This is a genomic window from Mesorhizobium sp. M7A.F.Ca.US.006.04.2.1, from assembly GCF_004022915.1.
Classification (GTDB): Bacteria; Pseudomonadota; Alphaproteobacteria; order Rhizobiales; family Rhizobiaceae; genus Mesorhizobium; species Mesorhizobium ciceri.
On sequence record NZ_RZQA01000099.1, the window covers coordinates 1 to 11,281 of the forward strand.

Here is an 11,281-nt window from a genome sequence, read left to right on the forward strand (position 1 = left end):
CTCATAGAGAGGCAGCACGACGTCGCCGAACTGGTCGATCCGCTCGGTGACGCCATGGGTGCGGCGGCGCGGCACCAGCGGATCGGGATGATGGTGGGTGACCGCATGCAGCCGGTCGGCGTAGGAATAATCGGCCCAGGCCTGCAGCCCGCGGCCCATCAGGATCATGTCCTCGAGGCCCTTGGTGGTGATCAGGCCGAGCCGGCGGCCGGTGCGCGACAACAGCGTGTTCAGCATGCCGGTGCCGGAATAGAGCACGACGTTGACGCCTGAAAACAATGATTCCAGCGAGATGCCCCAGGCATCCGCCGCGTCCTCGGCCGAGGCCAGAAAACCCTCGGCTTCGTTCTTCGGCGTGGTCGCCGACTTGCCGATCTTGAAGTGGCCGTCCTGATCGACAAGGATCGTGTCGGTCATGGTGCCGCCGGCGTCGATGCCGATGACGATTGGGTTGCCGACAATGGGGGCGGTGAGATTGGGTTGGGTCACGGTCGCCTCGGGATCTGGTCTAGGTTGACGCCAGGCTAGATTCATTGGATGGCCTCGCGCCATATGCCTAAAGACACAATGACGGTTGGGCTGACATCGCCGAGAAAAGGGCATGGGCATGGGCAATATCTGGGCGCCGCTCGCCAAAGCGATCGCCGCCATCGGCACGGACAGGCATGTCGACTGCCTGATCGACCTGATCGGCGCCGACATCGACCACGACCTCGTCACGGTGACGCGCTATTCGGCGACGCAGACACCCGAATTCATCAAGCACCGGCGCTTCTCGGATGAGATGGTCCGGCGCTATCTCCACAATTACTACGTGTTCGACCCGTTCTATGCCTCGTGGCGGCGCGAGCGCAGGTTGGGCATCATGCCGCTGAAACGGCTCGCCGACGACGAGGCCAAGCGCGGCCAGTACATTGCCGGCTTCCTGGCGCAGTCGGAGATCTGCGACGAGGTCGGCATCATGCTTGCCGATGGCGGCGACTGGTGCCTCGGCATCTTCCTCGACCGCTCGACCACGTCGTTCAAGGAGAGCGAGATCGCTTTGCTGGACGAGCGGTTGCCTGTATTCGAGGCGCTGCATGCGCTCGACATCAAGGCGCGCGGAACCAAATTCTCCCGCACGTCGGCGCCGACAGGCCCCGGCGCCTCGCCCCGGCAGGAGCCGACGATCCCGGCCAGTCTGTGGCCGGAGCTGTCGCTGCGCGAGCGGGAATTGGTTCAGTTGATCCTCGCCGGCCACCCGACGGCCAACATCGCCGAGCGCCTCGGCATCACCGTCGGCACGGTCAAGAACCATCGCCGGCGCATCTACGAGAAGCTCGACATCACCACCGAGCGGGAATTGTTTTTGCAGTTCTTCCAGCATCAGGCCGATCGCTAGCCGCTCGCTTACCCAGCCGATCCGCCAGCCGAATGCCTGATTTGCAGAGCCGCTCCCTCCGTGAATTGGTGCAGGGGGCTTGTCGCCGGAATGGCTCGAAAACTGGCTTCAAAATTCCTCTTGCGGAACGCCGCCGTCCCGGCTTAGTCTCGGCTTCGCACAGAAAATGAAATTTAATTCCATTTGTGCGGTGCCCGCAAGCCAGTGCAGTGCCCAGGAAAAGTGCCCGGACGCAATCGACTGAGAAAATATTTGATATATCATCTACCAGAACGGAAATAGCTGACATGGTCCAGCAGACATCGATCCAGCCATCGGCGCCCTGGTTGCGGCTCGACGTCGACGATTCGGACTGGAACGACGCCGAGGTTTCGAGCCTGGTGCGCTGGTATCAGCAGATGCTGCTCATCCGCCGTTTCGAGGAAAAAGTGCTCGATCTCGCCAATGCCGGGCTGGTGCATGGTCCGGCGCATGCCAGCATCGGACAAGAGGCGACGGCGGTCGGCGCCATGTCCGTGCTCGGTACGGGCGACCGCATCAACGGCACCCACCGCGCCCATCACCAGGTCTTGGCCAAGCTTGTCAACGCGCAGACGCCCGGCGGATTCGACCCGTTGCATGACGCTTTCAACCCGGACATGCAGGGCTCGGTGCGCGGCTTGATGGCCGAGATCATGGGCCTCAAGTCAGGCTATTGCGGCGGCCGTGGCGGCTCGATGCATATGCGCGACGATGCCTCCGGCATCCCTGGCACCAGCGCGATCATTGGCGGCAACCTGCCGCATGCGGCCGGCTATGCGCTGGCCGACAAGCTGCTCGGTACCGGCAACATCTCGGTCGCCTTTTTCGGCGACGGCACGATGATGGCGGGGCCGGCCTATGAGGCGATGAACATCGCCGCGCTCTACCGGCTGCCGGTGATCTTTTTCGCCGAAAACAATCTCTATGCCGTCTCGACGCACATCAACGAGCAGACGCGCGAGACGCGGCTGGCCTCGCGCGGACCTATGCTCGGCTTTCGCGGCATCGAATGCGACGGCATGGATGTGGTGGCGGTCCACCATGCCATGCGCGAGGCGCGCCGGGCGATCGAGGAAGACGGTGGCCCGGTGCTGGTCGAGGCGCTTTGCTACCGCTTCCTGCATCAGAGCGGCGCGCGCCCGGGTAGCGAATTCGGCTACCGCACGCGGGCCGAGGAAGACGCCTGGAAAGCGCGCGATCCGCTGGTCACGATGGCGGCTCGCCTGAAGACGATGGGCATTTTGAACGCTTCCGACCTCGGCACACTCGACCAGCGCGTCATGGAGGTGGTCAACACCGCTGCCGATTCGCTCACCGAAATGAGTGGCAACGCGCTGGGCATTCCCGACCATCTGTGGCCAGACCCAGGCGGCGTCGACAACCAGATACGCGGTGATCTTTCCGAACTGAAGGGCGAGCGTTTCCTCGAGATCGAGGATATGCCGCCAGCCGACACCAGGCCGGTCAAGTTCATGGTTGCCGCGTCCGAGGTGATTGCGCGCGCCATGGAAAAGGATTCGCGCATCATTATCATGGGCGAGGATGTGCACCGGCTGCGCGGCGGCGTTTCGGGCGCCACAAAGGGTGCGCTGGAACGCTGGCCGGAGCGTGTACTGGCAATGCCCATCGCCGAGAACGGTTTTGTCGGCGTGGCGCTGGGTGCAGCGCTTTGCGGGCTGCGGCCTATCGTCGAGATCATGTTCGGCGATTTCTGCCTGGTTGCCGCCGACCAGCTGTTCAATGCGGTCAGCAAGGTGCGCCACATGTTCGGCGGCGGCTTCCCGGTGCCGATCGTGATCCGGGTGCGCGTCTCGCCGCACACCGGCTACGGCTCGCAGCATTCGGGCGATCCGTCTGGCCTGTTCGCGCTGTTTCCCGGCTGGCGCATCGTCGCCCCGACGACGCCCTTCGACTATATCGGCCTGATGAATTCGGCGCTGAAATGCGACGATCCGGTCGTCGTCATCGAGCATGTCGAACTGTTCCCGAGCGAAGGGCCTGTGCCTGCGGATGACCGCGATTATTGCGTGCGACTCGGCAAGGCGAAAACCGTCAGGCCGGGCAGTGCCTGCACCTTGCTCACCAGTGCCAGCATGGTCGCCGTCGCCAAGCAGGTGGTCGAGGAGACCGGCGTCGATGCCGAGATCATCGACCTGCGCAGCCTCGACCCGACCGGGCTCGACTGGCCGATGGTGGAGGCCTCGATCCGCAAGACCAACCGGGTGGCCGTCGTCGAGCAGGTGCAGCGTGGACTGTCGCTTGGCGGACGGCTGACACAAGAGATTCAGGATCGCGTGTTCGACTATCTCGATCACGAGATCCTGCATGTGACGGGAAGCCTCTCGGCTCCCGTCGTATCGGCCCCGCTCAACCGCGCCGCACTGGGCGGCGCTGATAAGCTCAAGGCCGCGCTTCAATCCCTCATTGCCGTGGGTGGATAGAGCAACGCATTGCCACAAAGATCTGACAAGAAAATGGGAGAATGAAATGGACATGACGATCCTACCAAGAGCCAAGACCAGGGCGACGATGCTGGCGGCCGTGCTGCTGGCCACCAGCGCCTTCTGGGCGCCTGCCACTTTCGCGCAGGACAGCAAGCCGCTGGTCATCGCGCGTAACATCGACCTCAATTCGCTCGATCCGCACCGCGCCTTCTGCGACACCTGCCAGATCTACAATTCCAGCGTCTACGAATCGCTGCTGACGCTGGACAAGGACAACAAGCTGATCCCGCTGCTCGCCTCGAAGTGGGAAGGCAATGCCGACCAGAGCAGCTTCACCTTTACGCTCGACCCGGCCGCCAAATTCTCGGACGGTTCGCCTGTCGAAGCCAAGGACGTCAAATGGTCCTGGGAGCGGCTGAAGAACCTCAAGGGCAGCGCCTCGTTCCTGATGGACAATGTCGCCTCGATCGAGACTCCGGACGCGCATACGGTCGTCGTCAAGATGGTCGCGCCGAGCTCCGAATTCCTCAACATCGCGGCGGCGCCCTACGCAGCGGTCGTCAACAGCAAGGTTGCTTCCGAAGCCGGCGCCAAGGCCGATGCGGACGCCTCGACGACAGACAATGCCGAGGCCTGGTTCCTGGCCCATTCGGCCGGCAGCGCGCCGTTCGTGCTGAAATCCTATGAGCCCAATTCGGAACTGCGGCTGGCGCGCAACGACAAGTACTGGCGCACGGCGCCGGCGCTGAGCGAAGTCGTCATACGCCAGACCAAGGATGCGGTGGCGCAGGCGCAGATGCTGCAGAGCGGCACCGCCGATATCGCCATGCAGATCGACCCGGACACGGCCAAGACGATGACCGGCAGCGACGTCAAGATCGAGACCGTGCCGTCCTACAACTTCATCTATGTGGCGCTGTCGCCCGGCGCCAAGGCCAACAAGGTGCCGCTGACGCCCGAAGTGCGCGAGGCCATTTCGCTCGGTCTCGACCGTCCTGCTATCCTCGACTTCACCATCGGCTCCGAGGGTCAGCTGATCAGCGCGCCGATCCCGCTCGGCTTCCCCGGCGGTTCGGGCTTCGAGGCGCAGCCCTATGACGTTGCCAAGGCAAAGGAACTTCTGGCCAAGGCCGGACACGCCGACGGCTTCGAGATGGAGGCAGCGTTCCCCGGCATGAACGTCTACGGCGTCGATCTCTCGCTCTTGATGCAGAAGGTTCAGCAGGATCTGGCCAAGATCAACATCAAGCTCGACCTGCAGCCGATCCCCTTCGCCAATTGGCGCGAGCGCGTCAATGGCGACGGCATCCCAATGACGGCGGTGTTCTACGCGCCGGACTATTACGGCACCTCGCAATACATCGACTATTTCGCCATGACGAAGGGCAGCCCTTGGTCGCGCCGTGCCGGCGCGGAGCGCGACCCGTCGGTGCTCAACCCGAAGGAAGCGGATATCTACAAGGCAGCCCTTGCGGCAAGCGGCGACGAGGCCGCCAAGCTGTGGCACCAGGCCGGCGAGGAGATGATCAAGGACAGGATCATCCTGCCGCTGATCAGCCCGAACCTGATCCTGGCCTACAAGTCGGACGTCAAGGGCGTGCGCTACAGCGCCTGCTGCAACCTGCCGCTGGCAGAACTCAGCCACTGAGCAAAACAATACAGGGAGGCGACTGTCGCCTCCCTGTTCTCCATCCCGGAAGGCCAGCAAATCCTGTTCTTCCAACATCACATTCAATATATGATATATCAATGAGCGGAGACCTCGTCATGCCTTCCCTGATCAACTCCAAGGACCAGTTGCTGCGCGAGCGTGCGGCCTCGGTCATTCCGGGCGGCATGTGGGGACACATGGCGACGCGCTATCTCGGCTCCGCCTATCCACAATTCTTCGAACGCGCCGACGGCTGCCGGGTCTGGGACGTCGACGGGCACGAATACATCGACCTGATGTGCAGTTGGGGGCCCAACATTCTCGGCCACCATCATCAGGCGGTCGAGGCGGCGGCCGAGCGGCAGCGTCGCCTCGGCGATGCGATGAACGGCCCCGGCGAGGTGCTGGTCGAGCTGGCGGAACTGCTGGTCAAGACGGTCGCGCATGCCGACTGGGCAATGCTGCAGAAGAACGGCACCGACGCCACCACGGCCTGCGTGACGATCGCGCGCGCCGGCACCGGCCGACGCAAGGTGCTGGTCGCGCGCGGCTCCTATCACGGCGCCGTGCCGTGGTGCACGCCATCGCTGGCCGGCGTCACCGCCGAGGACCGCGCCCATCTGATCCATTTCGACTACAATGACGTCGCCAGCCTCGAAGCGGCCGTCGAGCAGGCCGGCAACGATCTCGCTGCTGTCGTCGTCACTGCCTTCCGGCACGACATCGCCCGCGACCAGGAACTGCCGACCGCCGCCTTCGCCAAACGGGCGCGCGAACTCACCACCGCCGCCGATGCGGCGCTGATCGTCGATGATGTCAGGGCCGGCTTCCGCATCGACCTCGCCGGCAGCTGGGAGCCGCTCGGCGTACGGCCGGACCTGTCCGCCTTTTCGAAGGCGATCGCCAATGGCTATCCGCTGGCCGCCATCGCAGGCACCGACCGGTTTCGCGAAGCCGCGACCAAGGTCTATGTGACGGGTTCGTTCTGGTATGGCGCCGTCGCAATGGCCGCGGCGATCGCCACCATCAGCACACTGCGCGACACCGACGCCGTCACCCACATGACACAGGCCGGCGACAGGCTGCGCTCAGGCCTCGATGCTGCAGCGAAGAAGCATGGTCTTTCGCTGCGACAGACAGGTCCGGTGTCGATGCCGATGGTGCTGTTCGACGGCGATGCCGAATTCAAGCTGGCCAACGCCTTCTGCTCGGCCGCCTTGCGCGAAGGCGCCTATTTCCATCCCCGGCACAACATGTTCCTGAGTGCTGCGCACACCGCAAAAGATATAGATCTCGCCCTGCAGGCTGCCGATGCGGGCATGGCCGCCGCGGCGCAGGTGGCGTGACCGGCGCCAATGCGGTGGAAAGGAACAAACTGTTCAGCCGGTGGCCGACACCAGTCGGCCGTTCTGCGCAGCGCGGCGCAGTTCCTCCGGCGTGACCGCGCCGTCGTTCAGCCGTTCGAGAACCTTGACCAGCAGGCGGCCGCCTTCGATCATGTCCTGCTGAATGCCCTTGCGCACACCGTTCTCGTCGCGCGCCCGCAGCGCTTCAAGAATGTCGAGATGCCGGTGGCGGCCGTCATAGGTCGGCCGGGCGTGCGGGTACTGGTAGTTCACCAGCGGTCCGTTGCGCAGCCAGATTCCCTCGATGATGGCCAGCAGCTCCGGCATTTGCGCCGCCTGGTAGATCGAGTGATGGAATTCCCAATTGTCGCGGACGGCTTCGAACCAGCGGCCATTGTCCTCGTTGGCAATGAGTTTCTCATGCACCGCCGCCAGACGGTCGATCTCGCGCGGCTCGATGCGCGTCGTTGCCGCGGCACCCGCCATGCCTTCGAGATGCAGCCTGATGCTGCGCAGTTCCAGATACTGAGCCAGCGACAGCTGGGCGACGGTGATCGAACGGCCGGCCTCCATCTCCAGGCCTTTTTCGCGCACCAACTGCATCAGCGCCTCGCGCACCGGCGTCTCGGACACCTGAAGGCTGGCGGCAAGGTCGCGGATCTTGAAGCGATGGCCCGGCCAGAAACGGCCTTCCATCATGGCACGGCGAAGCTCCTCATAGACACGCGTCGTCAGATTGTCGCGCGCGATCGGCGCGATAGAAGCAGTCACATCCGCTCTCCGTTCTTGCAACAGCGCAGGCGTCGCCTGCGTCGCGTGGCTTGTGTATATGATACCACGAATGGCCTGACCACCGACATGAGACAAGCCGCCCCGAAACCGGCAGACATGAGACGGGCCGCATGACCGCGTCGATGCCTTCCTTGCTGTTCGGCGCCATTGCCGACGATCTGACCGGCGGCACCGAGCTGGCGTCGATGCTGGTCGCGCGCGGCATTCCGACGGGATGCACGGTCGGGCTGGACGCGCCGATCCCATCAGGCAATCTTGCCCATGTGATCCTGCTGAAGACCCGCGTCATCGCAGCCAGCGATGCGGTGCGCCAGGTGCTGGAGGCCGCGGACCGGCTGGTCGAAGCTGGCGCGCGGCAGATCTTCTTCAAATATTGCGCCACCTTCGATTCGACGCCCGCGGGCAATATCGGTCCTTGCGCCGAAGCGCTGCTCGAGCGCCTTGGCGGCGGCGTCACACTGTTCGCCCCTGCGCTGTGTGAGACTGGGCGCACCGTCTATCAGGGGCATATGTTCGGCGGTCCCCAGCTGCTTGCTGAGTCGCCCAAGCGCTTCGATCCGCTGACGCCGATGACCGATTCCAATCTGGTTCGCGTGCTGCAGGCGCAGAGCAGGGGCAAGGTCGGGCTGGTGCCCTATCTCGTCGTCGATGCCGGCGCTGGAGCCATCCGAAGCGCTATACGAGCACACAGCGCGCGTGGCGAGACGCTGCTGGTCACCGACACCATCCGCGAGCGCGATCTGGCGGCGATCGCGGAAGCCACCTTCGACCTGCCGCTGATGACCGGTAATTCCTCAGTCGCCGCGCATCTGCCACCGGCCTGGCTCACGCATGGGCTGCTGGATACAGGCGATCTCGTTGCCGCCAGCCTGCCGGCCGTCGAAGGGCCGGCAGCGGTGCTGGCCGGCAGCGTCGCTGACCGCACCATCGAACAGCTCGAGCGTTTCGAGGAAAACAATCCACTGCTGACGATTGACCTTGCCAGCGCCTTTGCCGGCGCCGATGTCATGGCCGAAGCGCGTACCTTCGCCCAACGGCATTTGCCCGGCGCGATGATCGCCATTGCTACGACAGCGCCGCAAGCGACCGTCGAAGCGCTGCAGCAGGCGCATGGCCGCGATATGGTGGCGGCAAGGGCGGAAGAGATCCTGGCCGGGATTGCCCAGATTCTGGTGCGCGAACTCGGCGTCCGCCGGCTCGTCGTCGCCGGCGGCGAGACCGCCGGTTCGGTGGTGAAGGCGCTCGGCATCGACCGGATCGCCATGGGCGCCTATGAGGGCCCCGGACTGTCGCGCGCCATCGCTCACCTCCCCGGCCGGCCCTCCGATCCGCTGGCGCTGATGCTGAAATCGGGAAAGCTCGGCGGCCCCGATATCTTCACCGACGTTCTGCAAGACATGACACGGCCGAGCACTATTGCGCCGGCGATCGACACATGGCCACCGGCAAGGAGAGCATCGTGATGGAACTCGAAATCGAACGCACGAGCCTGATCACCGCGACGCAGACGCTGGACGCCAGCGGGATGAATGTCGGCACCACCGGAAACATCAGCGTGCGCACGACAGGCGGCATGCTGATCACGCCGACGGGAATAGCCACAAGCGCCTTGCGGCCGGAGCAGATGGTGGCGATGCAGCTCGATGGATCCTGGGACGGTGCGTTCCGGCCGTCGAGCGAATGGGAGATGCACGCCGAGATCTACAAGGCGTTTCCCGAGGCCGGCGCCGTCGTGCATGCCCATCCCGACCATTGCGTGGCGCTGTCGTGCCTGCGTGAACCGCTGCCGCTGTTCCACTACATGGTGGCGGGCTTCGGCGGCGATGATGTGCGCTGCTCGGACTATGCGCTTTTCGCGTCAAGCGAACTGGCCAAGGTTGCCGTCGTCGCGCTCAAGGACCGCACGGCTTGCCTGCTCGCCAATCATGGCATGATCGCCTTCGGCGGCGATCTCGACACGGCCCTCATCCGCACCATCAAGCTGGAAACCCTGGCGCGGCAGTACCTTTTGGCGCGCAGCGCCGGCACGCCGGTGCTCATCGAGGGCAGCGAGATCCCCGCCATTCGCGGGCGCTACAAGAATTACGGCCAGCAGAAGTAGCCGGCCGAGCAATTCCAGAAAAGGTGAAGCGGTTTCCCGGGAAAAGCGCATAGCGCTTTCCCCAGGGGATTGCGCCAAAACAAGGAACGGCTCTTCGCCCTCTTGAAGAACCATTCAGTCGACCTGCAATGCGAGACGAAGGCCCGTCAGGCTCCATGAAGATCAGGCGGGGATCGGTTCGGCGGCCGGCGTATAGACGCCGACGGCGCCGGTGCCGATCAGCTGGTCGATGATCTCGGCGCTATAGCCGAGCACGTCGGCCAGCACGGCAGCTGTGTCTTGGCCCAGCATCGGCGGCGCGGTGAAGTCCGCGGTCAGCTGCGCGGCAAGTCCCTGCGCCGGGCGCACCATGGCGACGGAGCCGAGATGCGGATGCGGCAAGGTCTGGACGAGGCCACGCTCGCGCACATTGGAACTGTCGAAGACTTCCGGTATCGATTTTACCGTGCCGGCCGGCACGCTGGCGGCGGCACAGGTGGCCATCCAGTGGTCACGTGGCTTGGTCTTGAAGACGGCGGCTAGTTGCGGGATCAGCGCCTCACGGTTGGTGGCGCGCGCCCCTGCTTTGATGAAGCGCGCATCCCCAGCCAGATGTGGCAGATCAACGACCTTCTCGCACAGCGCCGCGAACTGGCGGTCATTGCCGACCGCCAGCGCAAAGCTGCCATCGGAGGCTTCGAATATCTGATAGGGAACGACCGTCGGATGGGCATTGCCGTAGCGGGCGACCTCTTGGCCGGTGTTAAGGTAACCGCTGCCGACATTGATCAGCAGGCTGAGCGCACAGTCGATCAGTGACAGGTCTAGGAATTGGCCCTTGCCAGTTGTCGCGCGCTCGAAAAGCGCTGCCAGGATGGACTGAGTGGCGACCATGCCGCAGACGATGTCGGTGATGGCGACGCCGACGCGCATCGGCTCGCCATTGCTCTCGCCGGTGATGGCCATCAGGCCGCTTTCGGCCTGCATGACGAAATCATAGCCGGGCCGTCCGGCATCGGGTCCGGTCTGGCCGTAGCCGGAGATCGAACAGTAGATCAGGCGCGGGTTTGACGCGCTCAGCTCCTTGAACCCGACGCCGAGCCTATCGGCGGTACCTGAGCGGAAATTCTCGACGACGATGTCGGCCTTCGCCGCCAGCTCGCGCACGATCGCCAGCCCCTGCGGGCTTTTCATGTCGAGCGCGATGCTCTGCTTGCCGCGATTGGCGCAGAGATAGTAGGTCGAGACACCCTTGTAGCTCGGCACCGACCACGCCCTGGTGTCGTCGCCGCCGTCGATGTTCTCGATCTTCCAGATCTCGGCGCCGAGATCGGCAAGGCTCATCGTTGCCCAGGGACCCGCCAGCACACGCGAGAGGTCGAGAACCTTGATGCCTTCGAGCGGCAAGCGCGCGGGTTCTGCCGTACCGGCATTCGCGGAATGGTCCTCAGTCACGATCAAAATTCCCTCGGGTGAATTCGACAGGCCACTCAGACAGCCCTGAAAGTGTTGACCGGCTCCGGGAAATGGCAGGCGACGCGATGCGAACCACCGGCCGGATCGAGC

At 64.2% G+C, this 11,281-nt stretch carries 9 protein-coding genes; 6 read left to right on the forward strand and 3 right to left on the reverse strand.

The window, feature by feature from the left end; all coding sequences use genetic code 11:
• Nucleotides 1-489: hydantoinase/oxoprolinase N-terminal domain-containing protein (locus EN925_RS08055; protein ID WP_281040639.1), on the reverse strand; the 489-nt coding region annotated here is incomplete at its 3' end.
• A gap of 112 nt (nt 490-601) precedes the next feature.
• Between EN925_RS08055 and EN925_RS08060 the strand changes: the two genes are divergently transcribed.
• The 4 genes from EN925_RS08060 (at nt 602) to EN925_RS08075 (ending at nt 6,843) form a co-directional block, all read left to right on the forward strand.
• Nucleotides 602-1,381 (forward strand): helix-turn-helix transcriptional regulator, encoded by a 780-nt coding sequence (locus EN925_RS08060; RefSeq protein WP_063169873.1) that lies wholly within the window; start codon nt 602-604, stop codon nt 1,379-1,381.
• Nucleotides 1,382-1,668: 287 nt separating this feature from the next.
• Nucleotides 1,669-3,843 carry an alpha-ketoacid dehydrogenase subunit alpha/beta gene (locus EN925_RS08065; RefSeq protein ID WP_127367909.1) on the forward strand — a complete coding sequence of 725 codons (2,175 nt, stop codon included), beginning with the start codon at nt 1,669-1,671 and terminating at the stop codon, nt 3,841-3,843.
• Nucleotides 3,844-3,931: 88 nt separating this feature from the next.
• Nucleotides 3,932-5,494, forward strand: a complete 1,563-nt coding sequence (locus tag EN925_RS08070; protein WP_164747171.1) for an ABC transporter substrate-binding protein — start codon at nt 3,932-3,934, stop codon at nt 5,492-5,494.
• Between the two features lie 119 nt (nt 5,495-5,613).
• The gene (locus EN925_RS08075) at nt 5,614-6,843 is read left to right on the forward strand and encodes an aminotransferase class III-fold pyridoxal phosphate-dependent enzyme (protein ID WP_084015555.1); all 1,230 of its coding nucleotides are present in this window, start codon (nt 5,614-5,616) and stop codon (nt 6,841-6,843) included.
• Nucleotides 6,844-6,876: 33 nt separating this feature from the next.
• Here the strand turns inward: EN925_RS08075 and EN925_RS08080 are convergent, their stop codons facing one another.
• On the reverse strand, nt 6,877-7,614 hold the full coding sequence (locus EN925_RS08080; protein ID WP_013528131.1) for a GntR family transcriptional regulator: 738 nt from the start codon (nt 7,612-7,614) through the stop codon (nt 6,877-6,879).
• A gap of 131 nt (nt 7,615-7,745) precedes the next feature.
• Between EN925_RS08080 and otnK the strand changes: the two genes are divergently transcribed.
• Both otnK and EN925_RS08090 read left to right on the forward strand, forming a co-directional pair.
• Entirely contained in the window at nt 7,746-9,098 is a 1,353-nt protein-coding gene (gene otnK / locus EN925_RS08085; RefSeq protein ID WP_127367908.1) for a 3-oxo-tetronate kinase, read from the forward strand.
• Nucleotides 9,098-9,736, forward strand: a complete 639-nt coding sequence (locus EN925_RS08090) for a class II aldolase/adducin family protein (protein ID WP_027164251.1) — start codon at nt 9,098-9,100, stop codon at nt 9,734-9,736. Before otnK ends, EN925_RS08090 begins: the two co-directional genes overlap by 1 nt.
• Nucleotides 9,737-9,898: 162 nt before the next feature.
• Here the strand turns inward: EN925_RS08090 and EN925_RS08095 are convergent, their stop codons facing one another.
• Nucleotides 9,899-11,170, reverse strand: a complete 1,272-nt coding sequence (locus EN925_RS08095) for a CaiB/BaiF CoA-transferase family protein (RefSeq protein ID WP_032809937.1) — start codon at nt 11,168-11,170, stop codon at nt 9,899-9,901.
• Nucleotides 11,171-11,281: the final 111 nt, after the last annotated feature.

Coding starts and splice junctions, on each gene's coding strand:
- EN925_RS08060 (WP_063169873.1), top strand. CDS start 602: ATGGGCATGGGCAATATCTGGGCGCCGCTCGCCAAAGCGATCGCCGCC.
- EN925_RS08065 (WP_127367909.1), top strand. CDS start 1,669: ATGGTCCAGCAGACATCGATCCAGCCATCGGCGCCCTGGTTGCGGCTC.
- EN925_RS08070 (WP_164747171.1), top strand. CDS start 3,932: ATGCTGGCGGCCGTGCTGCTGGCCACCAGCGCCTTCTGGGCGCCTGCC.
- EN925_RS08075 (WP_084015555.1), top strand. CDS start 5,614: ATGCCTTCCCTGATCAACTCCAAGGACCAGTTGCTGCGCGAGCGTGCG.
- otnK (WP_127367908.1), top strand. CDS start 7,746: ATGACCGCGTCGATGCCTTCCTTGCTGTTCGGCGCCATTGCCGACGAT.
- EN925_RS08090 (WP_027164251.1), top strand. CDS start 9,098: ATGGAACTCGAAATCGAACGCACGAGCCTGATCACCGCGACGCAGACG.